Annotated in this window: 30 protein-coding genes and 1 riboswitch; of the genes, 26 read left to right on the top strand and 4 right to left on the bottom strand. The window is 62.5% G+C overall.

The genetic code is table 11. The annotated features are described in order from the left end of the window. The first annotated feature begins 171 nt into the window (after window positions 1-171). The 4 genes from yfmF to folD are packed head-to-tail and all read left to right on the top strand — an operon-like array spanning window position 172 to window position 4,544. The gene (yfmF, locus tag WMO64_RS08735) at window positions 172-1,458 is read left to right on the top strand and encodes an EF-P 5-aminopentanol modification-associated protein YfmF (RefSeq protein WP_349231724.1); all 1,287 of its coding nucleotides are present in this window, start codon (window positions 172-174) and stop codon (window positions 1,456-1,458) included. Next, a complete protein-coding gene (gene yfmH / locus WMO64_RS08730; protein WP_349231723.1) occupies window positions 1,455-2,735 on the top strand; it encodes an EF-P 5-aminopentanol modification-associated protein YfmH in 1,281 nt (426 codons plus the stop codon). Before yfmF ends, yfmH begins: the two co-directional genes overlap by 4 nt. Further along, window positions 2,732-3,721 carry a prolipoprotein diacylglyceryl transferase gene (gene lgt / locus WMO64_RS08725; protein ID WP_294520694.1) on the top strand — a complete coding sequence of 330 codons (990 nt, stop codon included), beginning with the start codon at window positions 2,732-2,734 and terminating at the stop codon, window positions 3,719-3,721. Before yfmH ends, lgt begins: the two co-directional genes overlap by 4 nt. Next, entirely contained in the window at window positions 3,702-4,544 is an 843-nt protein-coding gene (gene folD / locus WMO64_RS08720) for a bifunctional methylenetetrahydrofolate dehydrogenase/methenyltetrahydrofolate cyclohydrolase FolD (RefSeq protein ID WP_294520697.1), read from the top strand. Before lgt ends, folD begins: the two co-directional genes overlap by 20 nt. Window positions 4,545-4,663: 119 nt before the next feature. Here folD and rpmB read toward each other — a convergent pair whose 3' ends face one another. From rpmB to asd, 4 genes are all read right to left on the bottom strand, one after another. Beyond that, window positions 4,664-4,852 (bottom strand): 50S ribosomal protein L28, encoded by a 189-nt coding sequence (gene rpmB / locus WMO64_RS08715; RefSeq protein WP_006572618.1) that lies wholly within the window; start codon window positions 4,850-4,852, stop codon window positions 4,664-4,666. 191 nt (window positions 4,853-5,043) lie between these two features. After that, the gene (gene dapB / locus WMO64_RS08710) at window positions 5,044-5,814 is read right to left on the bottom strand and encodes a 4-hydroxy-tetrahydrodipicolinate reductase (protein ID WP_294520702.1); all 771 of its coding nucleotides are present in this window, start codon (window positions 5,812-5,814) and stop codon (window positions 5,044-5,046) included. A 69-nt stretch (window positions 5,815-5,883) separates the two neighbouring features. Further along, window positions 5,884-6,777, bottom strand: a complete 894-nt coding sequence (gene dapA, locus WMO64_RS08705; RefSeq protein WP_294520705.1) for a 4-hydroxy-tetrahydrodipicolinate synthase — start codon at window positions 6,775-6,777, stop codon at window positions 5,884-5,886. 34 nt (window positions 6,778-6,811) lie between these two features. Further along, window positions 6,812-7,903, bottom strand: coding sequence for an aspartate-semialdehyde dehydrogenase (gene asd, locus WMO64_RS08700; protein WP_294520708.1), 1,092 nt, complete (start codon window positions 7,901-7,903; stop codon window positions 6,812-6,814). Between the two features lie 198 nt (window positions 7,904-8,101). Next, a riboswitch (Lysine riboswitch) is annotated at window positions 8,102-8,279 on the bottom strand. A 90-nt stretch (window positions 8,280-8,369) separates the two neighbouring features. Here asd and WMO64_RS08695 point away from each other — a divergent pair. From WMO64_RS08695 to WMO64_RS08590, 22 genes are all read left to right on the top strand, one after another. After that, entirely contained in the window at window positions 8,370-10,028 is a 1,659-nt protein-coding gene (locus tag WMO64_RS08695) for a SpoIID/LytB domain-containing protein (RefSeq protein ID WP_349231722.1), read from the top strand. Between the two features lie 55 nt (window positions 10,029-10,083). Continuing rightward, entirely contained in the window at window positions 10,084-11,109 is a 1,026-nt protein-coding gene (gene queA, locus WMO64_RS08690; RefSeq protein ID WP_294520756.1) for a tRNA preQ1(34) S-adenosylmethionine ribosyltransferase-isomerase QueA, read from the top strand. A gap of 35 nt (window positions 11,110-11,144) precedes the next feature. Continuing rightward, entirely contained in the window at window positions 11,145-12,284 is a 1,140-nt protein-coding gene (gene tgt / locus WMO64_RS08685; RefSeq protein ID WP_349231721.1) for a tRNA guanosine(34) transglycosylase Tgt, read from the top strand. 92 nt (window positions 12,285-12,376) lie between these two features. After that, window positions 12,377-12,676 (top strand): preprotein translocase subunit YajC, encoded by a 300-nt coding sequence (gene yajC, locus WMO64_RS08680; protein ID WP_294520717.1) that lies wholly within the window; start codon window positions 12,377-12,379, stop codon window positions 12,674-12,676. Between the two features lie 141 nt (window positions 12,677-12,817). Beyond that, window positions 12,818-13,240 carry a TIGR04086 family membrane protein gene (locus tag WMO64_RS08675; protein WP_294520720.1) on the top strand — a complete coding sequence of 141 codons (423 nt, stop codon included), beginning with the start codon at window positions 12,818-12,820 and terminating at the stop codon, window positions 13,238-13,240. Between the two features lie 78 nt (window positions 13,241-13,318). Beyond that, entirely contained in the window at window positions 13,319-13,462 is a 144-nt protein-coding gene (gene scfA, locus WMO64_RS08670; protein ID WP_294520725.1) for a six-cysteine ranthipeptide SCIFF, read from the top strand. A gap of 74 nt (window positions 13,463-13,536) precedes the next feature. Beyond that, complete coding sequence (gene scfB / locus WMO64_RS08665) at window positions 13,537-14,919, top strand: thioether cross-link-forming SCIFF peptide maturase (protein WP_294520728.1); 1,383 nt, start codon at window positions 13,537-13,539, stop codon at window positions 14,917-14,919. 280 nt (window positions 14,920-15,199) lie between these two features. Beyond that, window positions 15,200-15,994, top strand: a complete 795-nt coding sequence (gene proC, locus WMO64_RS08660; protein WP_349231720.1) for a pyrroline-5-carboxylate reductase — start codon at window positions 15,200-15,202, stop codon at window positions 15,992-15,994. 55 nt (window positions 15,995-16,049) lie between these two features. Further along, entirely contained in the window at window positions 16,050-16,679 is a 630-nt protein-coding gene (locus tag WMO64_RS08655) for a stage II sporulation protein M (RefSeq protein WP_349231719.1), read from the top strand. A 61-nt stretch (window positions 16,680-16,740) separates the two neighbouring features. After that, a complete protein-coding gene (xerD, locus tag WMO64_RS08650) occupies window positions 16,741-17,619 on the top strand; it encodes a site-specific tyrosine recombinase XerD (RefSeq protein ID WP_349231718.1) in 879 nt (292 codons plus the stop codon). 164 nt (window positions 17,620-17,783) lie between these two features. Next, entirely contained in the window at window positions 17,784-18,323 is a 540-nt protein-coding gene (gene ruvC / locus WMO64_RS08645) for a crossover junction endodeoxyribonuclease RuvC (RefSeq protein ID WP_349231717.1), read from the top strand. A 30-nt stretch (window positions 18,324-18,353) separates the two neighbouring features. Next, window positions 18,354-18,959 (top strand): Holliday junction branch migration protein RuvA, encoded by a 606-nt coding sequence (gene ruvA / locus WMO64_RS08640; RefSeq protein ID WP_294520742.1) that lies wholly within the window; start codon window positions 18,354-18,356, stop codon window positions 18,957-18,959. 52 nt (window positions 18,960-19,011) lie between these two features. After that, complete coding sequence (ruvB, locus tag WMO64_RS08635) at window positions 19,012-20,067, top strand: Holliday junction branch migration DNA helicase RuvB (protein ID WP_294520744.1); 1,056 nt, start codon at window positions 19,012-19,014, stop codon at window positions 20,065-20,067. Window positions 20,068-20,130: 63 nt separating this feature from the next. After that, window positions 20,131-21,480: a phosphoglucosamine mutase gene (gene glmM, locus WMO64_RS08630; RefSeq protein WP_294520747.1), complete on the top strand. Its 1,350-nt coding sequence runs from the start codon at window positions 20,131-20,133 to the stop codon at window positions 21,478-21,480. Between the two features lie 84 nt (window positions 21,481-21,564). Then, window positions 21,565-22,200 (top strand): sigma-70 family RNA polymerase sigma factor, encoded by a 636-nt coding sequence (locus WMO64_RS08625; protein ID WP_349231716.1) that lies wholly within the window; start codon window positions 21,565-21,567, stop codon window positions 22,198-22,200. 73 nt (window positions 22,201-22,273) lie between these two features. Then, window positions 22,274-22,552, top strand: a complete 279-nt coding sequence (locus WMO64_RS08620; protein ID WP_294520753.1) for a zinc-ribbon domain containing protein — start codon at window positions 22,274-22,276, stop codon at window positions 22,550-22,552. A 163-nt stretch (window positions 22,553-22,715) separates the two neighbouring features. After that, a complete protein-coding gene (locus tag WMO64_RS08615) occupies window positions 22,716-22,925 on the top strand; it encodes a DUF1858 domain-containing protein (protein WP_006572582.1) in 210 nt (69 codons plus the stop codon). A 54-nt stretch (window positions 22,926-22,979) separates the two neighbouring features. Continuing rightward, the gene (locus tag WMO64_RS08610) at window positions 22,980-23,702 is read left to right on the top strand and encodes a tRNA (adenine(22)-N(1))-methyltransferase (protein WP_294518227.1); all 723 of its coding nucleotides are present in this window, start codon (window positions 22,980-22,982) and stop codon (window positions 23,700-23,702) included. Next, entirely contained in the window at window positions 23,690-24,457 is a 768-nt protein-coding gene (locus WMO64_RS08605; RefSeq protein WP_294518229.1) for a Nif3-like dinuclear metal center hexameric protein, read from the top strand. Before WMO64_RS08610 ends, WMO64_RS08605 begins: the two co-directional genes overlap by 13 nt. A 78-nt stretch (window positions 24,458-24,535) precedes the next feature. Further along, window positions 24,536-25,264: a YebC/PmpR family DNA-binding transcriptional regulator gene (locus tag WMO64_RS08600; RefSeq protein WP_294518231.1), complete on the top strand. Its 729-nt coding sequence runs from the start codon at window positions 24,536-24,538 to the stop codon at window positions 25,262-25,264. A 187-nt stretch (window positions 25,265-25,451) separates the two neighbouring features. Then, window positions 25,452-26,396, top strand: coding sequence for a stage III sporulation protein AB (locus WMO64_RS08595; protein WP_294518233.1), 945 nt, complete (start codon window positions 25,452-25,454; stop codon window positions 26,394-26,396). After that, window positions 26,390-26,902, top strand: a complete 513-nt coding sequence (locus WMO64_RS08590; protein WP_349231715.1) for a stage III sporulation protein SpoIIIAB — start codon at window positions 26,390-26,392, stop codon at window positions 26,900-26,902. Before WMO64_RS08595 ends, WMO64_RS08590 begins: the two co-directional genes overlap by 7 nt. Window positions 26,903-26,911 lie beyond the last annotated feature (9 nt).

Genomic DNA, 26,911 nt, shown 5'->3' with positions numbered 1-26,911 from the left:
ACAAGGCGCCATAAGCGTTGCGTTTCCCCTGCGGCGGAGACAATCTTTTGGATTTGGGGGTGTCAAACGAGAGGAATCGTTGTATAATAAGGCTTGTCAATTTTCCATGCCTCTCTGTGCGATTTCGCCTAAAACCGGCAGCAGGAGGGAGGCAAGAAAGGATGAGCGCGGATGACCAAAGTCACCCGAACGGAACTGCTGCCCGGCGTGTATCTCACGGCGGTGCATACCATGAAATTCAAATCCTCCTACATGGGGATTCAGCTTCTCACACCCCTGAGTGAGGAGCATGCCGCCGCCAACGCCCTGGTGCCCATGGTGCTGCGGCGGGGCACGGAGCGCTGCCCGGACATGGAGCGCCTGTCCGCCGCACTGGATGAGCTGTACGGCGGGGCGGTGGAGCCCATTGTGCGCAAAAAAGGGGAGACCCAGTGCGTGGGCTTTGTGGCCAGCTTTTTGGACGACGCCTATGTGCCCGACGGCACCCCTATTCTGGAGCGGGCCGCCGCTCTGCTGGGGGAACTGCTGCTCACCCCGGCCAGGGAGAACGGCGGCTTTGTCTCCGCCTATGTGGAGCGGGAGCGTTCCAACCTGGTGGACCGCATCCGGGCCCAGGTCAACGACAAGCGGCAGTACGCCGTGCTCCGGCTGGTGCAGCTGATGTGCCAGGGGGAGCCTTACGGGGTGGACCGGCTGGGCAGCGAGCCCAGTGCCGCCGCCATCACCAATGAAGAACTGTGGACGCGCTATCAGACCCTGCTGTCCGGCGCCCGGGTGGAGCTCTATTTCTCCGGCTCCGCTCCCTTTGACCGGGTGGAGGCCGCTTTCCGCAGCGCACTTTCCGGGCTGAAAGGCCGCGCCGTGGAGGACATCTCCATTGGCCGGAACGGGATCGGCGTGGGAGAGGAGACGCCCCGGAGCTTTGAGGACGCGCTGGACGTGACCCAGGGCAAGCTGTCCATAGGTCTGCGCACGGATATTAAGGTGACGGACGAGGAGTATCCCGCGCTGATGCTCTTTAACGCCGTGTTCGGCGGCACCACCACCTCCAAGCTCTTCCTCAATGTGCGGGAGAAGCTGTCCCTGTGTTACTACGCCGGCTCTCAGCTGGAGAAGTTCAAGGGCCTGATGCTGGTGTCCTCCGGCGTGGAGTTTGACAAGCGGGATGCCGCCCAGAGCGAGATTCTGGCCCAGCTGGAGAAGTGCCGCCGGGGCGAGATCGAGCCCTGGGAGCTGGAGGCCGCCCGCCGCAGCGCGGTGAGCAGCCTGAAGAGCATGCTGGACAGCCAGGGCCGCATGGAGGACTTCTGGCTGGGGCTGGCCGTGGGCCGGGGGGATGCGCCGGAGACGCTGGCTGCCAAACTGGAACAGGTCACCGCGGACCAGGTGGCCGCGGCCGCCCGCCGGGTGCGGCTGGACAGCATCTATTTCCTCAAGGGGAAGGAGGAACACCAGTGAATCGCAAGGAATATCCCCGGATGGGGGAGACCGTCTTTTCCGCCCGGCTGGACAACGGCCTGACCGTCTACGTGGATGTGAAGCCGGATTTTCAGAAGAGCTACGCCTTTTTCGCCACCGACTACGGCGGCATGGACATGAAATTCCAGCTGGACGGCAAGTGGCACGACACCCCTGCCGGGGTGGCCCATTTTCTGGAGCACAAGACCTTTGACACCAAGGACGGCAACGCCCTTCAGGACCTGGCCGCCAATGGCGCCAGCCCCAACGCCTTCACCAGCTCGGCCATCACGGGCTACTACTTTGAGAGCACGGAAAAATTCTATGAGAATCTGAAGATCCTGCTCTCCTTCGTCTCCCAGCCCTACTACACTCAGGAGAGCGTGGACAAGGAGCAGGGCATCATCGGCCAGGAGATCCGGATGATCGAGGACGATCCGGAGAACCAGGTGTACTACGCCATGCTGGAAGGGCTGTACGCCCATCACCCCATCCGCACCTCGGTGGCGGGGACCATCGAGTCCATCTCCCGCATCACGGCGGATACCCTGAACCTGTGCCACAGCGCCTTCTACAACCCGGGCAATATGGTGCTCTGCGTGGCGGGCAACGTGGACCCGGAGAAGGTGTTGGAGATGGCCCGGGAGATCCTGCCCAAAGAGGGCAAGGGCTCCATCTCCAGGGACTACGGCCCCGCCGAGCCCCAGGCCGCGGCCAGGAGCCGGACGGAGCTGAAGATGGAGGTGTCCACCCCCATCTTCCAGCTGGGCTGGAAGATGGACCCGGCGCCCAGGGGGGAGGAGCAGTTCCGGCAGAAGCTGGTGGCGGAGCTCTCCTGCGAGGCCCTGCTGGGCAACTCCAGCCCCCTGTATGTCCGGCTGTACCGGGAGGGCCTGCTCAACAGCAGCTTCACCTACGGCTTTGACGGCTATCCCTCCTGCGCCTATGCCATGGCCGGCGGGGAGAGCACCGACCCGGACGCGCTGGCCGCGGCCATTGCCGCCGAGGCGGAGCGGATCGGTCGGGAGGGCGTGGACCCGGCCCTGTTTGCCCGGCTGAAAAAGGGCATGTACGGCACCAAGGTGCGGGGCCTCAACTCCTTTGAGAACATCTGCGTGGGCATGGCCCAGGCCTATTTCGCCGGCTACGATATGCTCCGTTTCCCGGAGGTCTTTGAGAACATCAGCCAGGCGGACGTGGAGGCGTGCATCCGTACCTGCTTTACGCCGGAGCGGGCGGCGCTGGCCGTGGTGATGCCGGGGGAGGGACAGGCATGATCAACACGGTCTCTTTTCCCGGCCTGGGGCTGGAGTTCACGCTCAATAGGGTGGCGGCCAGCCCCTTTGGCTTCAACATCTACTGGTATGCCGTCATCATCGTGGCTGGCGCCGTTCTGGCCTGGTTCTATTGCAGCCGCAAGGGCCCCAAGCTGGGTATCAGCGACGACGACCTGACCGACCTGCTCATCTTTGCCGTGCCCCTTGCCCTGGTGGGGGCGCGGCTGTACTACATCCTGTTCTACCTGGACCTGTTCAAAAATGAGGACGGCAGCCTCAGCTTCAGTAGGATGCTGGACGTGCGGGATGGCGGCCTGGCCATCTACGGCGGCGTTATCGCGGCGGTCATCGTGCTGTTCTTTGTCTGCCGGTACAAGAAGATCCCCTTTCTGGCCTTTGCCGACCTGGGCGGCATGGGCCTGCTCATCGGCCAGTGCATCGGCCGTTGGGGCAACTTCGTCAACGTGGAGGCCTACGGCGGCCTGACCGACCTGCCCTGGCGGATGTGCTCCGAAAAAATTGCCAACGAGCTGTATGCCAAAGGGCTGGTGGATGCCGCCGGGTGGCAGCAGGTGATGGACGGCACCCTGGGCGTCCATCCCACCTTTTTCTACGAGTCGGCCTGGAACCTGGTGGGCTTCCTGCTCATCGTATTGATCTCCCGGAAGTGGCGCAAGTTCGACGGCCAGCTCTTCTTCACCTACCTGGCCTGGTACGGCGTTGGCCGGGGCATCATCGAGGGCATGCGTACCGACAGCCTCTACTTTATGAATACCCCCATCCGGGTGTCCCAGGTGTTGGGCTTTGCCTCCGCTCTGGTGGCGGCGGCCCTGTGGGTGTGGTTCTACCTGCACCGGCCCGCTCCGGATCAGCTGTGGGTGCACCGCCGGGCCGCCATGGAGGCGGCCAAAGCGGCGTCGCAGCAGGCGGACACGGACGAGAACAGAGACAAGGAGGACGAGGACAATGGCAGCGACCATCATTGACGGAAAGGCTCTGGCGGCCAAGTGCAAGGCCCGGATCAAGGACGAGGTGGAGCATCTCTCCAAGCGGCCCGGCCTGGCCGTGATCATCGTGGGGGACAATCCCGCCTCCCGCATCTATGTCAACCACAAGAAGAAGGACTGCGCCGAGTGCGGCATTTACAGCGAGGAGTACGCCCTGCCCGAGTGCGCCCGGCAGGAGGAGCTGCTGGAGCTCATCGGCCTGCTCAACGGCAGGGAGGACATTGACGGCATTCTGGTCCAGCTGCCGCTGCCCGCCCAGTTTGACGAGAAGGCGGTGCTCAACGCCATTGACCCTGGTAAGGACGTGGACTGCTTCCACCCCTATAATGTAGGCCAGCTGATGATCGGGGAGCACACCTTTCTGCCCTGCACGCCGGCCGGTGTGATGGCCATGCTGGACGAGTACCACATTGACCCCGCGGGGAAGCACGCGGTGGTGGTGGGACGCTCCAACATCGTGGGCAAACCCCAGGCCATGCTGCTGCTCCAGCGCCACGCCACCGTGACCATCTGCCACTCCCGCACCCCCGATCTGGGAGCCATCACCCGTCAGGCAGACATCCTGGTGGCGGCGGTGGGGAAGACCGGCCTCATCACCGCCGACATGGTGAAGGAGGGGGCTGCCGTCATCGACGTGGCCATGAACCGGAACGCGGAGGGAAAGCTCTGCGGCGACGTGGACTTTGAGGCGGTAAAGGAGAAGGCATCCTTTATTACCCCGGTGCCCGGCGGTGTGGGGCCCATGACACGGGTCATGCTGCTGGAGAACACCCTCACTGCGGCGCGGGTCCACGGGAAGTAAACGGCAATAAACGAAAAACATCCTGGAGCATCTGCTCCAGGATGTTTTTATGGAAAGGGAAGACGGGTGCAAAAAGGCCCCTGCGCTTGAGCGCAGGGGCCTTTTCTCAGTTCAGAGAATCACACGGCGCGGGTGACCTTACCCGAACGGAGGCATCTGGTGCACACATAGACGTGCTTGGGCGCACCGTCCACGATCGCCTTAACACGCTTCACGTTGGGCTTCCAGGGACGGTTGGTGCGGCGGTGAGAGTGGGACACCTGAATGCCGAACACAACGCCCTTGTCGCAAAATTCACACTTGGCCATTCGCTAAACCTCCTCGCTCGTCAGGTTTTGCTTACAAAGCATCGACTGATATAATAACAGAAACTGCGGAAAAATGCAAGCTTTTTTTCAAAGAAAGATAAACGGGGCAAAAATTGAGGCAAACACAGGCGAAAGAGGAGAAAAACGGCCCTATTTCGTCCGTACAGATGGAGAATAAAAAACAGAGAAATTCAGTCCAGTCCGGCGGCGGCCACCAGATCGGCCATGGAGTAGAGGCCGGGCTTCTCCACGCCGGCCAGGAATCGGGCCGCCTTGACCGCACCGGCGGCAAAGACCTCCCGGGACTGGGCGGAGTGGCGCAGTTCAATGACCTCGTCCCGTCCGGCAAAGATGATCTCGTGGTCACCCACGATGGTGCCCCCCCGGACAGAGGAGATGCCGATCTCGTGGGGGTCTCTGGGCTTGCGGACGGACTGCCGCTCGTAGACGTACTGGGGCTGGTAGGGGAGGGCGGAGGCCGCCGCGTCGGCGATCATCAGGGCGGTGCCGCTGGGGGCGTCCACCTTCCGGTGGTGATGCCGCTCCACGATCTCCACATCGTAGTCGCTGCCCAGGATGGAAGCGGCCCGGCGCACCAGCTCCAGCAGCACATTGATGCCCAGGGACATGTTCCCGGAGCGGAAGATGGGCACCAGCTTGGCGGCCTCGTCAATGGCGGTCAGCTGCTCCTGAGAGTAGCCGGTGGTGGCCAGGACCAGGGGGACCTTGCGGGTGGTGCCGAACTCCAGCAGGCCCTGGAGGGCGGCGGGGCTGGAGAAGTCGATGACCGCGTCCACCTCACCGTCGAACTCAGCGGGGGAGGTACAGACCTTGAAGTCCCGGTCGCAGGTGCCCAGGATATCAAAGCCCACGGCGATTTCAATGTCCGGCGCGGAGCGGCAGATATCCTCCACCACCCGGCCCATGTGGCCGTTGCAGCCGGAAATACCGATTCGGAGCATAATTCAACGTCCCTTTCCGTGGCGCGGGCGCTGCCCGCGCGGATGAGCCGCGCTGCGGCTTTCTGACAGTTAGGCCTTGAGCAGGCCCATCCGCTGCATGGAGGCCTTCAGGCTCTCCAGGTGGGCGGGGGAGATGTCACACAGGGGCAGGCGGAGGCCGCCGGCCTTCATACCCATCAGGTCCATGGCAGCCTTGATGGGGATGGGGTTGACCTCGATGAAGAGAGCGTCGATCAGGTCCATGTACTCCACCTGGAGCTTGGAGGCGGCGGCGAAGTCGTCGTCCAGGCACAGGTGGCTCATCTTCACCATGACCTGGGGGACGATATTGGCGGCCACCGAGATGACGCCCTTGGCGCCCAGGCTCATCATGGGCACCACCTGGTCGTCGTTGCCGGACCAGATGTAGAAGTCCTCGCCGCAGAGGAAGCGTGTGTGGGCCAGCAGGGAGAAGTTTCCGCTGGCCTCCTTGACGCCGTTGAACCGGGGGTTCTGGGAGAGAACCTTGTAGGTCTCGGCGGTGAAGGACACGCCGGTGCGGGAGGGGACGTTATAGAGGATGATGGGCAGCTCCACCCGGTCGGCGATGTACTCGTAGTGCTTGATCAGGCCGGTCTGGGAGCACTTGTTGTAGTAGGGGGTCACCAGCAGCAGGGCGTCGGCGCCGGAGTCCTGGGCGTGCTGGCACAGGTAGACAGCGGCGGTGGTGTCGTTGCTGCCGGCGCCGGCGATGACCTTGACCCGGTGGTTGACGTGCTTGACGCAGAACTCCACGGCGGCGATGTGCTCCCGGATGCTCATGGTAGCGCTCTCGCCGGTGGTGCCGCAGACACACAGGGCGTCAATGCCGCTGTCGATCTGGGCGTCGATCTGGGCGGCAAAGGCGTCGTAGTTGATGGCGCCGCTGTCGTCAAAGGGAGTGACCAGCGCGGTGCAGGCGCCGGTAAAGACAGGTTCTCTCATAGATGTACCTCCTCAGGTCAGGATGGATGAAGGATCAGGCGCGGGGCTCGATATAGCCCTCGGCGCACAGCAGCTCGGCCAGCAGCACGCCGCCGCCGGCAGCGCCCCGGAGGGTGTTGTGGGACAGGCAGACGAACTTGTAGTCATACTGGGTGTCCGGGCGGAGGCGGCCCACGGAGATGGCCATGCCGCCCTCCAGCTCCCGGTCCAGACGGGCCTGGGGACGGTCGGGCTCCTCAAAGTAGTGGATGAACTGCTTGGGGGCGGTGGGCAGGTCCAGCTCCTGGGCGCGGCCCTTGTAGCTGGCCCACAGGGCCTTGATCTCGTCCACGGTGGGCTTGTGCTCGAAGTCCACGAACACAGCGGCGGTGTGGCCGTTGGACACGGGCACCCGCAGGCACTGAGAGGTGATGGCGGGGGAGTCGGCGGTGACAATGACGCCGTTCTCTACCTTGCCCCACACCTTCAGGGGCTCCTTCTCGCTCTTCTCCTCCTCGCCGCCGATGTAGGGGATCAGGTTATCCACCATCTCGGGCCAGGTCTTGAAGGTCTTGCCCGCGCCGGAGATGGCCTGGTAGGTGCAGGCCAGCACCCGCTTGAGGCCGAAGGCCTCCTTCAGGGGGTGCAGGGCGGGGACGTAGCTCTGGATGGAGCAGTTGGACTTGACGGCGATGAAGCCGCGGGTGGTGCCCAGGCGGCGGCGCTGGGACTCAATGACCTGGAGGTGCTCGGGATTGATCTCAGGCACCACCATGGGCACGTCAGGGGTCCAGCGGTTGGCGGAGTTGTTGGACACCACAGGGCACTCGTGGCGGGCGTAGTTCTCCTCCAGAGCCAGGATCTCGTCCTTTTTCATATCCACCGCGCAGAACACAAAGTCCACCATGGAGGCGATCTTGTCCACGTCCTCCTGAGCGTTCATGACGATGAGCTTCTTGGCCTCCTCGGGTATGGGAGTGTCCATGGCCCAGCGGTCTCCGATGGCCTCCTCATAGGTCTTGCCGGCGCTGCGGCCGCTGGCCGCCACGACGGTGAGATGGAACCAGGGGTGGTGCTCCATCAGGGTGACAAAACGCTGGCCCACCATACCGGTGGCGCCGATCACGCCTACTTTGTACTGCTTCATGTTCAGGACCTCCATCGCTCTCTTTTAACTTATGCTATTCCGGCGCCGGCCGGTTTAAGACCAGTGCCGGAAGGGAAACCAAAATGAATGACTGCGACCCGAAAAATGCATCCGGATAAAAAAAGAAATCAGCGGGTTTACATACCGGCTGATTTTGTACTATAATGTCAGGGACGGTCGTCCGGCCCCGGCACTACAAAAGCAGACAGCACTCCGCCGGAGGACCGGCGACAGTCGCAGGGCTGATGTGCCCGGCGCCCAGGAAAGGCGGTTCCGTACCCGCGTTCCCTTCGGCGGTTTTCCCTTTGACGCGGATCGCCGGGCCAGCGGAGCCCTCACCGCGCTACTTTTGAAAACCGCAACCTCTATCTTGCAGTAATTCAGTTGATTTTTGAAAATAGTATCACAACCGCTTTGCTGTGTCAATACAGGGAACGGCGGCAATCCCAAAGATTTGGAGTTTCCTATGAAAAAAAAGCTGATGCAATTTGCAGCGCTGGCTCTTGCAGCCGCGCTGGCGCTCCCTGCGCTTCCCGTGCCCGCCCAGGCGGCCAGCATCCCCATGAGTTCCAGCATCCGTATCGGGCTGACCTACGGTACCGACGCCGTCCCCGGCGCCAACCTGCTCAACAGCACCGGCAGCGGATACCGGCTGGGCTACTATGACGACAGCCTCAACTTCGTCCAGCTGGGCTATACCACGGAGACCGGCATCTCGGTGGTCAAGACCCAGAACGTCTGGTACGGCCCCCTCTCCAGCGGTCTGAACGGCTATACCGACGCCCAGACCTCGTCCATCGCCGTGGGCTGCTACCACATCCAGCTGCCGGGCACTTATACGACCTTTGAGCAGGTGTCCGCCGCGGCGGCTGCTGTGTCCGGCGGATTCCCCGCCTGGACCAACGGGACCTATACGGTCCGGATGGGGGCCTACCTCACGTCGGAGGAGGCCAACACGGCCCTGACCGCACTGGGCGTCTCGGGCGCCACTGTCTGCGGAACCAGCAGCTACGGCGTGTCTGTGGTCAAGACGGGCACCAGCACCATTCTCTTTCAGTTCGACGGCGGCGCGTCCCTCTCTCTGGGGGTGCTGCCCGGGCTGGACAACTCGGTCAAGACCCTGACCTGGTACGCCAAGCAGAAGTACTACGGCGGGTTCCGCTACCAGCGCATCAACGGCGGCAACCTGACGGTGGTCAATGTGGTGGACCGGGAGGACTACATCAACTGCGTCATCTCCCAGGAGATGAGCCCCTCCTGGCCGTTGGAGGCCCTGAAGGCCCAGGCGGTCACCGCCCGGAGCTATGCAGCCTCCTGCACGGGACGCCACACCTCCAGCGGCTTTGACCTGTGCGCCACCACCCACTGCCAGGCCTATCCCGGCGCAGGCTCTGTCAACGACAATACATACCGGGCAGCCCAGGAGACGTCAGGCCAGTACGTATGGTACAACGGATCCATTGCGGAGACCTATTATTTCTCCTCGGACGGCGGCGCTACGGAGAGCGCCAAGAACGTCTGGGGCGGCGACCTGCCCTACCTGGTTGGTGTCACGGATCCCTGGGAGGCCACGGTGGCCAGCAAAATTTCCGGCTACAACTGGAGCTATACCTTTACCGCCGATGAGCTGGCTGCCAAGCTGCGCTCCTCCGGCCGCAACTGCGGCACGCTGGCCAGCGTGCGGGTGTCGGAATACACAGCCACAGGAAATATAAGGGCGTTGACCTTTACGGATACAAAGGGCAGCAGCTGGACCATCACCGGCTGCGACAACTGCCGGATCTTCCTGGGCGTGAAGTCGCCCCGGTTCACCGTCACCGGAGGAAGCGGCGGGAGCTACTACGTTAACGAGGACGGCGGAACGCTGTCCTCTGTCTCGGGTGCCTACGCCATTGACGGCGGCGGAAATGTGTCCGCCATCAGCGGCACGCCCTATGTCATCACCGGCAGCGGCACAGAGGTGCTGACCTCCTCCGGCTCCACAGGCGGCAGCTTCACCTTCACCGGAGCCGGCTACGGCCACAACGTGGGCATGAGCCAGTGGGGCGCCTACGCCATGGCCCAGGCAGGGAAGACCTATGTGGACATTCTGAAGTTCTACTACACCGGCGTGGAGATCCGATAAACCAATCCGGCGTGTTATTTTCAATCTGAAAGCAGGGAACAACAAGAGCATGGAACTGAAAACATCTGATTTTTACTACGACCTTCCCCAGGAGCTGATCGCCCAGACGCCGCTGGACCGGCGGGACGGCTCCCGGCTGATGGTGCTCAACAAGGAGACGGGGGAGACCTCCCACCACCACTTCTATGAGCTGCCCAACTTCCTCCGCCCCGGCGACTGCCTGGTGCTCAACGACTCCCGGGTGCTGCCCGCCCGTCTGCTGGGCCACCGGGAGCCCACGGGGGGCGCAGTGGAGGTGCTGCTGCTCATCGACCGGGGCAACAAGGTCTGGGAGTGTCTGGTGCGGCCCGGCCGGAAGGTGAAGCCGGGCACCAAACTCTCCTTCGGCGACGGCCTGCTGACCGCCGATGTGCTGGAGGAGGTGGAGGGCGGAAACCGGCTGATCGAGTTCCACTATGAGGGGATTTTCCTGGAGATCCTGGAGCAGCTGGGCAAGATGCCCCTGCCGCCCTATATCAAGGAGGAGCTCAACGACCCGGAGCGGTACCAGACGGTGTACTCCCGTGAGGTGGGCTCCGCCGCCGCTCCCACCGCTGGTCTCCACTTTACAAAGGAGCTGCTGGCTCAGATCGAGGCCATGGGCGTGCGCCTGGCCTATGTGACCCTCCATGTGGGCCTGGGCACCTTCCGGCCTGTGAAGGAGGAGAACATCACGGACCACGAGATGCACGCCGAGTACTGCATGATCTCCCAGAAGACGGCGGATATCATCAATGAGACCAAGGCCAATGGCGGCCGGGTCATCTGCGTGGGCACCACCTCCTGCCGGACCATTGAGAGCTGGGCGGCTGAGGACGGCACGCTGAAGGAGAGCGCCGGCTGGACCAGCATCTATATCTATCCCGGCTACCGCTTTAAGGCGCTGGACTGCCTGATCACCAACTTCCACCTGCCTGAGTCCACGCTGATCATGCTGGTGTCCGCCCTGGCGGGACGGGAGCACATTCTGGCGGCCTATGAGGAGGCGGTGCGGGAGAAATACCGGTTCTTCTCCTTCGGCGACGCCATGTTTATCTGCTGAAGCGGGCATAAATCAAAAGAGATAGGAGTTTTTGCGTGTTTGAAGTAGTGAAGACCCAGGGCAGGGCCCGGCGGGGCGTGTTTACCTGTGCCCACGGCACAGCCCAGACCCCTGTTTTCATGAACGTGGGCACCCAGGGCGCCATCAAGGGTGCGGTGTCGGCCCACGACCTGAAGGATGTGGGCTGCCAGATCGAGCTGTCCAACACCTACCACCTCCACCTCCGTCCGGGTGACGGCGTCGTGAAGGAGATGGGCGGCCTCCACAAGTTTATGGACTGGGACGGCCCCATTCTCACCGACTCCGGCGGGTTCCAGGTGTTCTCCCTGTCCGGCCTGCGGAAGATCACGGAAGAGGGAGTCACCTTCGCCTCCCACATCGACGGCCGCCGGGTCTTTATGGGCCCGGAGGAGAGTATGCGCATCCAGTCCAACCTGGGCAGCGACATTGCCATGGCCTTTGACGAGTGCGTGGCCAACCCCTCCACCCGGGAGTACGTGAAGCCCTCCTGCGAGCGGACGCTGCGGTGGCTGGAGCGGTGCAAGGCAGAGCACGACCGGCTCAACAGCCTGCCCGACACGGTCAACCCGGACCAGATGCTCTTCGGCATCAACCAGGGAGGCATTTACCCCGACCTGCGGGTGTGGCACATGCAGGAAATCGCCAAGATCGACTGCGACGGCTACGCCATCGGCGGCCTGGCAGTGGGGGAGCCCACCCAGACCATGTACGACATCATCGACGCTGTGGAGCCCCACATGCCCAAGGACAAGCCCCGGTATCTGATGGGGGTGGGCACGCCCTCCAACATCATTGAGGCGGTTGCCCGGGGCGTGGACTTCTTCGACTGCGTCATGCCGGCCCGCAACGCCCGCCATGGGAAGCTGTACACCTGGGAGGGCACCCTGAACATCAAGAATGAGAAGTACAAGACCGACCCCATCCCCATCGACCCCACCTGCACCTGTCCGGCCTGCCAGTCCTTCTCCCGGGCCTATCTGCGCCACCTGTTTGCGGCGGGGGAGATGCTGGCCATGCGCCTGGCGGTGCTCCACAATCTCCACTTCTACAATGAGCTGATGGTCCGCATCCGGGCGGCTCTGGACGAGGGTACCTTTGAGGAGTTCCGGCGGACGTACAGCGGAAAATTGGACGCGCCCATCGGAAATTCGTAAAGAGGACTTGCCAAGTGGTGAGAATGCCGCTATAATGTATAAAGTTGCCACAGGGCAAAGGGGCAGAAATACTGTATTTGGAGGAATTGACCTTGGATATCATTTCCATCGTAATGATCGTCGCAATGCTGGCCATCTTCTACTTCCTGCTGATCCGGCCGGAAAACAAGAAGAAAAAGGCCATGGCCGAGATGCGCAACAGCCTGGCGGTGGGCGACCTGATCACCACCATCGGCGGCATCGTGGGAACCATCTGCGCCGTGAAGGAGGACACCATTGTCATCGAGACCGGCGCCGACCGGGTGCGCATCGAGTTCACCAAGTGGGCTGTGTCCACCAAGGGCACCCAGACCTCTGAGGACTCCGCTCCCGCCAAGGAAGACAAGAAATAACTCCACTGCAAGACAGCCGGCCGCACATGCGGCCGGCTGTTTTTTTATGCGCCGGATCTCAGAAGCGAAAAAGCAGACATGCCGGACGGAACGATGGCATATAATCCACCAGACAAGCACAATGTCTGGGAGGGGAATGGAATGAAACATGTGGAAGAGGACCAGGGAGCCAGACTGGTCCGCTGTGTACTGGGCGTGCTTCTGGGGGGCGGCGTGGCGCTGCTGGCCTGCTTTCTCTTTCTGCTGCTGGCCTCCGTAGGCATCTCCAGGGGATGGATTGGGGAACAGCTGATGTATCAGGTCACCATTGTGGGCTGCGTCATCGGCGGCTTTTCCGGCGGGACGGCTGCCATCCGCCGCTGCCGCTCCAGGGCGCTGATTGTGGGCTTGCTGACGGGCTGTGTGTTTTTTCTGATCCTGCTCACAGTGGGCGTGATCTTCTTCGGACCTGCCGCTCCGGAGGAGGGGCTGGCCCTTCTCTGCGGCGCTCTGTGCGGCGGCGCAGCGGCCGGCCTGCTGGGCGGAAAACGGCCCGCAAGGAAAAAGCGGAAGAGCCGCCGCTAAAAATGGATTGAAAAGAACCGCTTCCTATGCTATAATGAATCGAAGCTCCAAAAAACGACAGTGGAGGAGGGGAAACAGATGAAGCATGTGAAGACGCTTAACGGCGCTACCCTGAAGAACAGCGCTGCTCACGGCGGCTGCGGCGAGTGCCAGACTTCTTGCCAGTCCGCTTGTAAGACCTCTTGCACGGTTGCCAACCAGAAGTGCGAGAACAACAAGTAAGTCGAACAACAAGACTGGAAACGGGGTGGGTTTTGCCCACCCCGTTTCCGTGCCTGTCATTAGGAGAGAAAAGAATGGTACATACTTTTACTGCCCTCGGCGTATCCATCGCCGTGGATGTAAACAGCGGTGCTGTCCACGTGCTGGATAAGACCGCCTATGACCTGCTGGAGGCGCTGGACCGGCAGACTGCCAACCCCGGCCGGCTGGCCGAGCACTGCCCGGCGGACCTGGCCGCCCAGCTGCCCCAGTACAGCGCAGACGCGCTGGAGGAGGCCTGGCAGGATCTGCGTGGCCTTCAGGAGGAGGGGCTCCTCTTTGTGGAGGACGACTACATCGACCCCGCCGCCGCCGTGGCCATGCAGCGGGAGGCGCCCATCAAGGCCCTGTGCCTCCACGTGTCCCACGACTGCAACCTGCGCTGCAAGTACTGCTTCGCCTCCACCGGCGATTTCGGTACCGGCCACCGCATGACCATGGACTTTGAGACCGCCAAGCGGGCCATCGACTTTGTCATCGAGCGCTCCGGGAAGCGGCGGAACATCGAGGTAGACTTCTTTGGCGGCGAACCGCTGATGGCGATGGACACGGTGAAGAAGACGGTGGAGTACGCCCGCTCCATTGAGAAGGAGCACGGCAAGTGCTTCCGCTTTACCATCACGACCAACGGCGTCCTGCTCAACGACGAGAACATCGAGTACATCAACCGGGAGATGTCCAACGCGGTCCTGTCCATCGACGGCCGCAAGGAGGTCAACGACCGGATGCGCCCCACCGTCAACGGCAAGGGCAGCTACGACGTGATCGTCCCCAAGTTCCAGAAGCTGATTGCCGGCAGGGGAGACAAGGACTACTATCTCCGGGGCACCTTCACCCGGGACAACCTGGACTTTGCCGCCGACGTGATGCACATGGCGTCCCTGGGCGCCAAGAACATCTCGGTGGAGCCCGTGGTGGGCGGCGCTGAGGACCCCTATGCCCTCCGGGAGGAGGACGTGCCTACCATCCTGGCTGAGTATGAGAAGCTGGCGGAGGAGCTGCGGGAACATCCCGAGGTGAACTTCTTCCACTTCAACGTGGACCTGGCCCAGGGCCCCTGCGTCATCAAGCGTCTGCGGGGCTGCGGCGCCGGCTGTGAGTATGTGGCCATCACGCCGGAAGGGGATATCTACCCCTGCCACCAGTTCGTGGGCAACCTGGACTACAAGCTGGGCAACCTCTATGAGGGCACCTTCAACATGGAGATCTCCAAGGCCTTCTCCAACCTGAATATCTACACCAGGGAGGACTGCAAGAACTGCTGGGCCCGGTTCTACTGCTCCGGCGGCTGCAGCGCCTCCAACCTGCTTGTCAATGGAGACATAAAAAAGCCTCACCATGTTGGATGCGAACTGGAGCGCAAGCGGCTGGAGTGCGCCATTGCCCTGCGGGCCATTGCGGCGGGCATGGCCGACTGATATACAAAGTGTAATTATACAAAATGTAATCACTGAGACAGCGGCAAAAAATTGGCTTTATCGGCCTAGATACCGAGAAAAATAGAACATTTATCGACAGAAAGGGCGGGCTCCGAAGAGCCCGCCCTTTCCCTATGTAGATATAGTTAACATAACCTGTTTTACATAATATTTTGTCATAATACACAAAAATAATTTTTTTGCTTTATATTTCTTGCGTTGATTCTTCGAAAGGAATATATTATTATTCATAAACTAGGTTAAAAAGAAGGTCTGTCACTTGAAATTGGGATTTATTGGTGCTGGCAATATGTCGGGCGCAATTTTGGACGGCGTTTTAAAGGGCGGCCTTCTCCAGGCGGAGCAGCTGTGGGTCTCCAACCGCCACCAGGATAAGCTGGAGCGCTTTGCCCGACTGGGCGTCCACACCACCACGGACAACTGCCGGGTGGCCCGTGAAGCTGATCTGGTCATCCTTGGCATCAAGCCCCAGATGTTCGGCGAGGTGCTGCCCCAGATTGCGGATGAGGTGAAGGGCAAAGGCGTGCTCTCCATTTCGCCCGGGTACTCCCTGGCTTGGCTGCGGGAGCAGCTGCCCGGCTGTCACGTGATGCGGGCCATGCCCAACACGCCGCTGCTGGTGGGAAAGGGCTGTACCGCCCTGGCGCAGAAGAGCGGCGATGTGCCCGAGGACCTCTTCGAGGAGGTAAAGGCCGTGTTCTCTTCCGCGGGCGAGGTGTTTGTGGTGCCGGAGGATCTGATCGACGCGGTGATCGCCATCGCCGGCTCCTCGCCGGCCTATTTCTTCCGTATGGCCGACGCCATGGTGCAGGCCGGACAGGCCCTGGGCCTGGAGCCGGAGCAGGCGCTGCGTATGGCAGCCCTCACCATGGAGGGCTCGGCCCGCATGCTGCTGGAGAGCGGGAAGACCGCCGGGGAGCTGGCTCGGCAGGTATGTTCGCCCGGCGGCACCACGCTGGCGGCTCTGACCGCCTTTGACGACCACCACTTTGAGGGGATGGTGAACGAGGCCATGGAGCGCTGTGTCCGCCGCTCTCAGGAGCTGGGCAAGTAAGGCTGTCCTTCTAATTCCTCCGGGGCACGCATAGGCTGTCGTGGAGGTGACGGCCATGCGCAGAGCTGTGGCAGGGGTGTGGGATGTCCCAGCGGAGGGCGGAGGACCCGCCCTTGCAGTGATCGGGGTCTGCTTTTTCCTGGGCAGCGCGGCAGGGTGCCTGCTGGCCGCCGCAGCGGGAGGCAGCGGTGCGGAGAGCCTGACGGCCTACGTTCAGGGTTTTCTCTCAGCCGCAGGGGAGGGGAGCGTACAGCCGCCCGCCCTGCTTCCGCTGATGTGGGATGTGCTCCGCTGGCCCATTTTTACGGTGGCTCTGGGGTTTACCGCCCTGGGGGTACTCGGTATTCCAATCTTATTTTCCGTCCGGGGATTTCTGTTGTCCTTTGCAGTGTCCTCCTTTGTTCGAATGTTCGGCAGTGAGGGCTGCTTTGCGGCCGCGCTGATTTTCGGTGTATCCGGGGCAGTCAGCATCCCGACGCTCTTTGTTCTGGGCGTTCAGGGGCTGGCGGCGTCGGCCCGCCTGGCCGGGCGGACCATGGGGGAGAGCAGGAGAGGCTCCCCCTTCGGCCGGGCCTACTTTTTGCGCTGCGGCATGTGCGCCGGGGCGTTCTGTGTGTGTATACTGCTGGAATATCTGGCGGTCCCCACCCTTGTGGCGTGGGCGGCCGGAATGCTGGCGGCATAGGCGTGTCCCTGCCAAAGGGCAGAGCCGCCGAATTCTACATAGGATGGAGACGCGGCAGGGGATGGATTATTTAAAAGAGTATGAGTCATACCTGAAGACAGAGAAAAAGGCGTCCCTCAACACACTCAGCTCCTACCTGCGGGATATCCACCAGTACGCAGGCTGGCTGGAGGGGGAGAACCTGACGGCGGAACAGGCCGGGCAGGCGGATGTGGAGCGATATGTGAAGCATCTGTCCGCCAAGGGGAAGTCTGTGGCCACGGTGACCAGAAGTCTGGCCTCTATGAAGTCCTTTTACAATTTCCTGATCGGCGCCGGTGTGGTGACCGTCAATCCGGTGCGGGGGATTACCCCCGCCAAGGTGGAGCGCAAGCTGCCCCAGATCCTCACCAGCAAAGAGGTGGACCTGTTTCTGGAACAGCCCGACCCCTCCGACGCCAAGGGCTGCCGGGACAAGGCCATGCTGGAGCTGCTGTATGCCACAGGAATCCGGGTGTCCGAACTAATCGGATTGAACCTGGAGCATGTCAATCTGTCCGCGGGCTTCGTCCGCTGCGTGGGGCGGAACAAGGAGCGGATCATCCCGCTCTATCCCGCCGCTGTGCGCGCCCTGACCAACTATGTGACCCAGGTCCGGCCCCAGATGATCGAGCACCCCGACGAGAAGGCCCTGTTTGTGAATATGAACGGGGAGCGCATGAGCCGCCAGGGCTTTTGGAAGATCATCAAGCATTATCAGGAGAAGGCGGGCATCCGCAAGGACATCACGCCCCACACCCTGCGTCACTCCTTTGCGGCCCATCTGCTGGAGAACGGTGCGGACCTGCGGTCCATCCAGGAGATGCTGGGCCACGCCGACATCTCGTCCACTCAGATATACGCCCAGCTGGTGAACCAGAAGCTGAAAGACGTGTACAACAAAGCCCACCCCCGGGCATAAGATGAGAGTGGATACCGGATTTTTATTTACAATTCTCCTTCTAAAACAGCAGACGCCGCGGCAAAATCTGCCGCGGCGTCTGCTGTTGCTGTACGCAATTCTTTGTTGCGCCATATCCTCTGCCGTGATAAAATAAGATCCGTATGTATACCCAGGAGGTTGCCATGATCATTTTGGGAATAGACCCGGGCTTCGCCATCGTGGGCTTCGGGGTGCTGGAGGCGGTGCCGGGGCGGCAGAGGCTGATCCGGTGCGGCGCCATCACCACTCCGGCAGGGCTGCCGCTGCCCACCAGGCTGCTCCAGATCTCCGACGATATGGCCACCCTGCTCCGGCAGTTCAGGCCGGAGGCCATGGCGGTGGAGGAGCTGTTCTTCAACCAGAACGTGACCACCGGCATCGGCGTGGCCCAGGCCAGAGGGGTCATCCTGACCGAAGCGGAGCGGGCCGGCGTCCCTATTTTTGAGTACAGCCCGTCCCAGGTCAAGCAGGCGGTGGTGGGGTACGGCAAGGCGGAAAAACGGCAGGTGATGGACATGACCAAACACCTGTTGGGGCTGAAGGACGTGCCCAAGCCGGATGACGCGGCGGACGCCGTGGCCATCGCCCTGTGCCATGCCCGCTCGTCCTCGTCCCGATTGTCCCTGCTGGACTCCGCCCGGCCGGGCAGCGGGCGGTACGCCGCCCGGGACGACCGCCGCTGATAACCGACAAAACACTTGTGAGGAACCGATATGTTTTACTATGTGAAAGGCCCTGTGGTCCACATGGCGCCCTACCTGGCCGTTGTGGACTGCGGCGGGGTGGGCTATGCCTGCCGCACCACCAACAGCACCCTTGCCCGGCTGCGGAAAGGGGAGGCCGCCACACTCTACACCCACCTCAACGTCCGGGAGGACGCCATGGAGCTCTACGGCTTTGCCAGTGAGAACGAGCTCAGCTGCTTCCAGCTGCTCATCGGTGTGTCCGGCGTGGGCCCCAAGGCGGCGCTGTCCATCCTGTCCTCCACCACTCCCGAGGGACTGGCCACGTCCATCATCACCGGTGACGAGAAGTCCCTCACCGTGGCCCCCGGCATCGGCAAGAAGATCGCCCAGCGCATCATTCTGGAGCTGAAGGATAAGCTGGCCAAGGGTCAGCTCTCCACCCCCGGCGGTGAGAGCTACGGCGGTACCGGCGTGACGGTCATCCCCCAGAACAAGGCCAGCGAGGCCGCGGCCGCTCTGGCTGTTTTGGGATACAGCCAGGCCGAGGCGGCAGCCGCCCTGAAGAACATCGATATGGAGGCCCTGGCCCTGGAGGAGATCATCAAGCAGGCGCTGAAGAAGATGGTGAAGTAAGCGTAAAAACAGCCGGGGGACATGAGGTCCGTCCGGAAGAGGAAGTGAGCATTTGAGCATCGATTTTTCGGAGAGCGGCTTTGAGACGGAAGAGCCTCTGGTGACCACGTCCCTGACCCGGGACGATGAGAACGAGGGCTCTCTCCGCCCCAAGACCCTCTCGGAGTACATCGGCCAGAAGAAGGCTAAGGGCAACCTGGAGATCTTCATCCAGGCGGCCAAGATGCGGGGGGAGCCCCTGGACCACGTGCTGCTCCACGGCCCCCCGGGCCTGGGCAAGACCACCCTGTCCGGTATCATTGCCAACGAGATGGGGGTCAATATCCGCATCACCTCCGGCCCCGCCATTGAAAAGCCGGGAGATCTGGCGGCCCTGCTGACCAACCTGCAGGAAAACGACATCCTGTTCGTGGATGAGATCCACCGGCTCAACCGCTCGGTGGAGGAGATCCTCTATCCCGCCATGGAGGACTTTGCCATCGACATCATCATCGGCAAGGGTCCCTCCGCCAACTCCATCCGGCTGGATCTGCCCAAATTTACCCTCATCGGCGCCACCACCCGGGCAGGGCAGCTGTCCGCCCCTCTGCGGGACCGGTTCGGCGTCACGCTACGGCTGGAGCTATATACCCCCGAGGAGCTGGCCCTGATCGTCACCCGCTCGGCGGGCATCCTGGGGGTGCCCATTGAGGCGGATGGCGCCATGGAGATCGCCCGGCGGAGCCGGGGCACACCCCGTATTGCCAACCGCATGCTCCGCCGGGTGCGGGACTTCGCCCAGGTGCGGGCGGGGGGCGTCATTACCCGGGATGTGGCCGACCAGGCCCTCAGCGCTCTGGAGGTGGACTATCTGGGACTGGACGCCGTGGACCGCCGGATGCTTACCAGCATCATCGAACACTACGGCGGCGGCCCTGTGGGCCTGGAGACCCTGGCGGCCACCATCAACGAGGAGGCCGTCACCCTGGAGGATGTGTACGAGCCCTATCTGATGCAGATGGGCTTTCTCACCCGCACGCCCAGAGGGCGCTGTGTCACCCGCCGGGCCTATGAGCATCTGGGGCTGCCCGTGCCCCGTGGCGACGGTCTGGACCAGCTGTCGTTCTGACGAAAAGCCAACACGGGACTGTGTCCCAGAAAATAAACAGCGCAGAAAGGATTGTTTCTGAATATGGGAAAATTGTTCGGTACTGATGGAATCCGCGGCGTGGTCAACGCCGGACTGGACGCCGACCTGGCCTATAAGGTGGGTCTGGCGGCTGCTCAGGTGCTCACCAAGGAGGGCAACCACAAGCCGCTGGTGGCCATCGGCAAGGACACCCGCATCTCCTCCGACCTGCTGGAGGGCGCCCTGATCGCCGGCCTCTGCTCTGCTGGCGCGGATGTACTCCATCTGGGCGTCATCCCCACCCCTGCCGTGGCCTGGATCACGGTGGACAACAACGCCGATGCGGGCATCGTCATCTCTGCCTCCCACAATCCCTTTGAGCACAACGGCATCAAGATCTTCAACGGCCAGGGCTTCAAACTCTCCGACGCCCTGGAAGGGGAGATCGAGGACATCATCCTCTCCGGCAAGGAGGTGCCCCTGAAGACCCACGGCGACATCGGCCGGGTCATCTACGCCGACCAGAAGGAGCGGGAGGACTATATCGACCACCTGGCCTCCACCGTGACCAGCGACCTGGGCGGGATGCGCATCCTGGTGGACTGCGCCAACGGCGCCTCCTCCGCCACTGCCGCCCGGCTGTTCGACCGCTTCCCTGAGCTGCACACCGACGTCATCAACGCCGACCCTGACGGCGTGAATATCAACAACGGCTGCGGCTCCACCCACCTGGACAAACTGTGCACCATGGTCAAGGCCGGCGGTTACGACCTGGGTCTGGCCTTTGACGGCGACGCCGACCGCTGCCTGGCCTGCGACGAGATGGGCAACGAGATCGACGGCGACCAGATCATGGCTGTCTGCGGTCAGGACCTGATGAGCAGGGGAGAGCTGCCTGGCAACGCCGTGGTGGCCACCGTGATGAGCAACCTGGGTCTGCATGTATTCTGCCGGGAGCACGGAATGCAGCTGCTGTGCACCGACGTGGGCGACCGGAACGTGCTGGAGAAGATGGAGGAGTGCGGCTATGTGCTGGGCGGCGAGCAGTCCGGCCATATGATCTTCCGCCGTTACGCCACCACTGGCGACGGCCAGCTGACCGCCCTTCAGCTTCTCGCCCTGCTGCACGCCTCGGGCAAGAAGGCCTCCGAGCTGGTGGCGGACTGCAAGCGCTATCCCCAGCTGCTGGTGAACGTGGCCGTGGCCGATAAGGCCAAAAAGGCGGAGATCATGGCCAACGCAGATCTGAAGGCCGCCATCGCCCAGCAGGAGGCCCGGCTGGCAGGGGACGGCCGTATCCTGGTCCGTCCCTCCGGCACCGAGGCCCTGATTCGGGTGATGGTGGAGGCCAAGGACGAGGAAACCGCCAAGTCCTGCGCGCACGAATTGGCAAATCTGATTAAAACACTCTGAGATTTTTCAGGCGCTTTAAAATAATTTGCATAAAACTATTGACAAATACCGGTTCTTCTGCTTTAATAGGTAAGGAGATTTGGAATGAAGCCACAGGATCAGGACTACCAAAAGCTGTCAGATGAGGCACTGTGTATCCAGGCTGCGTCAGGGGATCGCCTGGCGGAAGAGACCTTGGTCATCCGGTACAACCGCTTGGTGCGCATGTGTTCCCGCCCGCTCTTCCTGGCCGGGGGAGACAGTGAAGACCTGATTCAGGAGGGGATGGTTGGCCTGCTGGCCGCCATTCGGGTCTATGACCCGTCCAAAGGTGCTTCTTTTCATACTTATGCGGAGACCTGCATAAGGAACCGTCTCCTGTCCGCGGTGAAGGCGGCGTCCCGCGATAAGCACACGCCGCTGAACAACTACATCTCATTCGAAACCCCTTTCTTTGATGGAAAGACCGACCACTATGCTTATGGTACAGACCAGGAGCGTCTGGAGAACCCTGAGACCATTATGATCGGCAGGGAAGAGCTCCGGGAGCGCTTGGGTGTGCTGAAGGGCCAGCTGTCCGGTTTCGAAGCGAAAGTCCTCGGACTGTATCTGAACGGACTGTCCTATGATGAGATTGCAGCCGAGGTAAAACGGTCCCCGAAATCGGTGGACAACGCTGTCCAGCGCATCAGGCGCAAGGTGGCGAGGCATTTCCAGTCTGGCGATATCAGCGCAAGCTGAACGCAAATATTACATGTCCCAGCAAAGTAGGTTTATCCTGACCTGGGCAAAGAGTCAAAGAGAGGGTATCATCATGTTTGAAGACAAGACACTCGTATGCAAGGAATGTGGCAAGGAGTTCGTGTTCACCGCTGGTGAGCAGGAGTTCTATGCCGAGCGCGGCTTCCAGAACGAGCCCCAGCGCTGCAAGTCCTGCCGTGACGCCCGCAAGAACGCCGCCCGTGGCCCCCGTGAGTACTTCACCGCCACCTGCGCTGCCTGCGGCGGCGAGGCCCGGGTTCCCTTCGAGCCCAAGTCCGATCGTCCCGTCTACTGCAGCGAGTGCTTTGCTCGTATGCGTGGGCAGCAGTAATTCGCGCGATAAAAACGCCCGGTGCATGTGCACCGGGCGTTTTTCATCTGTCCGAAGCCGAGAAAAATCGAAGATGGAAGAAAAAACAGAATCTCCATCTTGCATTATTGAAGGAATTAGGATATACTACCCATATCCTAGAGATTTACGGAGGTAACCACCCATGGTTCAGATTACGAAGGATACCATTATCGGCGACATCCTGGACATCGCCCCCGAGACCGCGCCCCTGTTCCTCTCCATCGGCATGCACTGCCTGGGCTGCCCCTCTTCCCGTGGCGAGACCGTGGAGCAGGCCTGCATGGTCCACGGCGTGGACGTGGACGCGCTGCTGGCTGAGCTGAACAAGATGACCGCCGGCGCTGCCCAGTAATCAATACCGCAAGAGAGAGCGGCTCCGGCCGCTCTCTTTTTTTAAACAGAAGAGGTGAAGACGTTGCGCGTTTATGAGCTTTCGCCCCGGCTTCAGTCGGTGGCGGATCTGGTGCCGGAGGGGGCCCGTTTTGCAGATGTGGGTACGGACCACGCCTATCTCCCGGTCTGGTTGGTGCTGCAGGGGAAGATCGACCGGGCGGTGGTATCCGACCTGCGGGAAGGGCCGTTGAACCGGGCCCGGCAGACCGCAGCCCACTACGATGTGGAGGAGAAGCTCTCCTTCCGGCTCTGCGACGGCCTGGCGGGCATCTCTCCCGATGAGGCGGACACCATCTCCATCGCCGGAATGGGCGGGGAGACCATCGCGGAGATCCTCACCGCGGCCCCCTGGGCAGGGCAGGAGGGCCGCCGGCTGATCCTCCAGCCCATGACGGCTCAGGAGCAGCTCCGGGCCTGGCTTTGGGACCACGGCTTCCGTATCCAGCGGGAGGTGCTGACCCAGGAGGGGCGGACGGTCTATGTCACGCTCCTGGCCGTGCCGGGGGAGGATGGACCCTACACGCCCGCCGAGGCCTGGGCCGGGCGGCAGCATCAGGGCATGGACGCGCCGCTGAGAGGGCAGTATCTGGAGAAGCTGCTCCGCCGGGCGGAGGCCGCCGCCGCCGGCGTGGTCCGGTCCAGCAAGCCGGAAGACGCCGCCCGGGCCAGGGAACTGGAAGAGGTGGCCGCAGGCCTGCGGCAGATGAGAGAGGAGTGGAATACATGGCAACGGTAATGGACGTATATCGCTTTCTGGATGAAAAAGCCCCTTTTAATACTCAGATGAGTTTTGACAACGCCGGGTTCCTGGTGGGGCGCGGTGACAAGGAGGTGCGCACCATTCTGGTGGCCCTGGACATCACCGGGGCAGTGGTGGAGGAGGCCGCCCAGGTGGGCGCGGAGCTGATCGTATCCCACCATCCGGTCATCTTTATCCCTGCCAGGCACGTCACCGACCAGGACTCTGCCGGGCGCAAGCTGCTGGCGCTCCTGGAGCACAATATCGCCGCCATCTGCGCCCATACCAATCTGGACATCGCCCCCGGCGGCGTCAATGATGCCCTGGCCCAGGCCCTGGGGCTGGAGCAAATCGGGCCCTTCAGCGAGGACGGTTTGGGCCGTACCGGCGTAATCTCCGGCGCGCCCAGCGCGGAGGCCTTTGCCGCTCAGGTGAAGGAGCGGCTGGGCGCCAACGGCGTCCGCTTTGTGGATGGGGGCCGCCCGGTCCGGAAGGTGGCCGTGGGCGGCGGTGCCTGCGGAGACATGGTCTCCACCGCGGTGGCCTGCGGATGCGACACCTTTGTCACCTCGGACGTCAAGTACCACGAATTCCAGGATGCGGAGGCGCTGGGCCTGAATCTGATCGACGCCGGACACTATCCCACAGAGAATGTGGTGTGCCCTGTGCTGGCGGACTGGCTCCAGAAGGGCTTCCCCGGCCTGCGGGTGTACCTGTCCTACCGCCACCATGAGGTGTTTTCCTACTGCTGACGGCCTGCGAGGGGTTGAAAAGCGTACTTTTTTGTGGTATACTGTCATACGCGAATTTTCAAGAGAGGAAGTATTCCAATGTCTGGACATTCCAAATGGCACAATATACAGAAGACCAAGGGCGCCGCGGACGCCAAGCGTTCTCAGATTTTTACCAAGATCGCCCGTGAGATGATCGTGGCGGTCAAGACCGGCGGCAGCGGGGATCCCGCCAACAACTCCCGTCTGGCCACCGTCATCGCCAAGGCCAAGGCCGCCAACATGCCCAACGACAACATCAAGCGCACCATCGACAAGGCGCTGGGCTCCGGCAACACCGACAGCTATGAGAACGTGGTGTACGAGGGCTATGGTCCCTGCGGCGTGGCCGTGATCGTGGAGGCCCTCACCGACAACCGCAACCGCACCGCTCCCTTTGTCCGCCACATCTTTGACAAGTACGGCGGAAACCTGGGCGCCACCGGCTGTGTGTCCTGGTCCTTTGACCAGAAGGGCGTGATCGTCATCGAGCGGGAGGACCTGGACGAGGACACCGTGATGATGGACGCTCTGGATGCCGGCGCTGACGATATGAGCGCGGACGAGGACTGCTTCGAGATCACCACCTCTCCCGATGCCTTTGGCGACGTGCTGGCCAAGCTGGAGGAGAAGGGCTATGTGTTCGCCTCTGCCGAGGTGGAGATGGTCCCCCAGAACTACGTCAAGCTGGAGAATGAAGAGGACGTCAAGAACATGGAGAAGCTCATCGACTTCCTGGAGGAAAACGACGACGTCCAGAACGTGTACCACAACTGGGAGCAGGAGTAACCTGCCTGACAGCATCTGAAAAGCGTGCTCTGTGCGAAAGGCGCAGGGCACGCTTTTTGTCTGTATTCCATACTGCCTGCCGGATGATCCGGCAGGCCGTTTTTTGTGTGGGACAAGGATTCATATTCCGCCGTGGACGTTCATAGGATTGTTCCGGTGATACAGGCTGCAAAAGAGGAGGGTTCCTATGGACAGAGGCATGACAGAGGACGCGGGCGCCCGGTTCCGTCAAGCGGCGGCGCTGCTGCCGTCCCGGCTGCGTCAGGCGGCGGAGGGGCTGAGCAGGGAACAGCAGAGCCGGGCGGAGGAGCTGCGGCTGAGGAACGGCTATCCCATCACGGTCTCCGGGCCGGAGGGGGAACAGGTCATCCCGGGCTGTGAGCAGCAGAGGCTGACAGAGCGGGATTTAGGCCAGGTGCTGGAGATTGCCACCCAGGCCTCCGCCCACACGGTACTGGAGCAGGTGCGCAACGGGTTTGTCACAGTCAGGGGCGGGCACCGCATCGGCATCTGCGGCAGCGGCGTGGTGCGGGACGGCGAGGTGTGCAACCTGCGGCGGCTGTCCTCGCTCTCTATTCGGGTGGCCCGCTCAGTGCCGGGCATTTCCGCCGGAATTTTGGACGGGCTCACAGTGGGCGGAGTGCTCCAGAGCACGCTGATCCTCTCGCCGCCCGGCGGCGGGAAGACCACGCTGCTGCGGGACATCATCCGTGCGGTCTCCGACGGGGACGGGGTCGCACCCATGCGGGTAGGCATCGCCGACGAGCGGGGCGAGCTGGCCGCCATGTACGACGGCCTGCCCCAGCTGAACGTGGGGCGCCGTACCGACGTGCTGGACGGCTGTCCCAAGGGGACGGCGCTGCTGATGCTGCTGCGGGGCATGAACCCCCAGGTGCTGGCAGCGGACGAGATCACCGCCCCGGCAGACTGTGCGGCCCTGGAGGCGGCCGCCAACTGCGGCGTGACGCTGCTTGCCACCGCCCACGCCTCCGGTACGGAGGACCTGTCTTCCCGCCCACTGTACCGCCGTCTGCTGGATGGGGGGATCTTCCGGCGGGTCGTTCTCATCCGGGGCAGCGGAAGGAGCCGGACCTATCAGGTGAAGCGGCTGGAGGGGGGAGCGGCGTGCTGAGGCTTTTGGGCGCGGTGCTCCTCACCGGCGGCGCGGGCGCTCTGGGATTCGGCGCGGCAGCACGGCTGAACCGCCATGTGCGCACCCTCCGCCTGCTGACAGAGGCGCTGGAGCGGATGGAGCGGGAGCTCTCCTTCCGCCTCACCTCCATCCCCGAGCTGTTCACCCTTCTGGCTAGCCATCTGGCCCCGCCGGTCGGGCCGTTCTTTGCCCGCTGCCGGGACAGCCTCTGCCACCTAGGAGACGAGCGGCTGGAGGATCTGTGGCGGAGCGCTCTGGCGGACTCCGACCTGGATCTGGAGGGGGAGGAACGGCAGGTCCTGGAGACGCTGGGGGGCATCCTGGGCCGGTACGACGGGGAAGGGCAGACCCAGGCCCTGGCCCTGGCCCGGGCCCAGCTGGAGCAGTGCCTGGAGGCGGCTGTGGCCGAGCGGGCCAGAATGGGCAAGATGTACGGCGCGCTGGGTCTGGCCGCCGGCGCATTTCTGGTGATCGTACTTCTGTGAGGCGCAATA

This window comes from Pseudoflavonifractor intestinihominis, assembly GCF_040096055.1.
GTDB classification, from domain to species: Bacteria; Bacillota; Clostridia; order Oscillospirales; family Oscillospiraceae; genus Pseudoflavonifractor; species Pseudoflavonifractor intestinihominis.
This window is presented reverse-complemented; position numbering and strand designations above follow the sequence as displayed.

Excerpts from the sequence above, each read along its gene's own strand:
- yfmF (WP_349231724.1), top strand. The coding sequence starts at position 172 with ATGACCAAAGTCACCCGAACGGAACTGCTGCCCGGCGTGTATCTCACG.
- lgt (WP_294520694.1), top strand. The coding sequence starts at position 2,732 with ATGATCAACACGGTCTCTTTTCCCGGCCTGGGGCTGGAGTTCACGCTC.
- folD (WP_294520697.1), top strand. The coding sequence starts at position 3,702 with ATGGCAGCGACCATCATTGACGGAAAGGCTCTGGCGGCCAAGTGCAAG.
- rpmB (WP_006572618.1), bottom strand. The coding sequence starts at position 4,852 with ATGGCCAAGTGTGAATTTTGCGACAAGGGCGTTGTGTTCGGCATTCAG.
- dapB (WP_294520702.1), bottom strand. The coding sequence starts at position 5,814 with ATGCTCCGAATCGGTATTTCCGGCTGCAACGGCCACATGGGCCGGGTG.
- dapA (WP_294520705.1), bottom strand. The coding sequence starts at position 6,777 with ATGAGAGAACCTGTCTTTACCGGCGCCTGCACCGCGCTGGTCACTCCC.
- asd (WP_294520708.1), bottom strand. The coding sequence starts at position 7,903 with ATGAAGCAGTACAAAGTAGGCGTGATCGGCGCCACCGGTATGGTGGGC.
- WMO64_RS08695 (WP_349231722.1), top strand. The coding sequence starts at position 8,370 with ATGAAAAAAAAGCTGATGCAATTTGCAGCGCTGGCTCTTGCAGCCGCG.
- WMO64_RS08675 (WP_294520720.1), top strand. The coding sequence starts at position 12,818 with ATGAAACATGTGGAAGAGGACCAGGGAGCCAGACTGGTCCGCTGTGTA.
- scfA (WP_294520725.1), top strand. The coding sequence starts at position 13,319 with ATGAAGCATGTGAAGACGCTTAACGGCGCTACCCTGAAGAACAGCGCT.
- scfB (WP_294520728.1), top strand. The coding sequence starts at position 13,537 with ATGGTACATACTTTTACTGCCCTCGGCGTATCCATCGCCGTGGATGTA.
- WMO64_RS08655 (WP_349231719.1), top strand. The coding sequence starts at position 16,050 with ATGCGCAGAGCTGTGGCAGGGGTGTGGGATGTCCCAGCGGAGGGCGGA.
- xerD (WP_349231718.1), top strand. The coding sequence starts at position 16,741 with ATGGATTATTTAAAAGAGTATGAGTCATACCTGAAGACAGAGAAAAAG.
- ruvC (WP_349231717.1), top strand. The coding sequence starts at position 17,784 with ATGATCATTTTGGGAATAGACCCGGGCTTCGCCATCGTGGGCTTCGGG.
- ruvA (WP_294520742.1), top strand. The coding sequence starts at position 18,354 with ATGTTTTACTATGTGAAAGGCCCTGTGGTCCACATGGCGCCCTACCTG.
- glmM (WP_294520747.1), top strand. The coding sequence starts at position 20,131 with ATGGGAAAATTGTTCGGTACTGATGGAATCCGCGGCGTGGTCAACGCC.
- WMO64_RS08625 (WP_349231716.1), top strand. The coding sequence starts at position 21,565 with ATGAAGCCACAGGATCAGGACTACCAAAAGCTGTCAGATGAGGCACTG.
- WMO64_RS08620 (WP_294520753.1), top strand. The coding sequence starts at position 22,274 with ATGTTTGAAGACAAGACACTCGTATGCAAGGAATGTGGCAAGGAGTTC.
- WMO64_RS08615 (WP_006572582.1), top strand. The coding sequence starts at position 22,716 with ATGGTTCAGATTACGAAGGATACCATTATCGGCGACATCCTGGACATC.
- WMO64_RS08605 (WP_294518229.1), top strand. The coding sequence starts at position 23,690 with ATGGCAACGGTAATGGACGTATATCGCTTTCTGGATGAAAAAGCCCCT.
- WMO64_RS08600 (WP_294518231.1), top strand. The coding sequence starts at position 24,536 with ATGTCTGGACATTCCAAATGGCACAATATACAGAAGACCAAGGGCGCC.
- WMO64_RS08595 (WP_294518233.1), top strand. The coding sequence starts at position 25,452 with ATGGACAGAGGCATGACAGAGGACGCGGGCGCCCGGTTCCGTCAAGCG.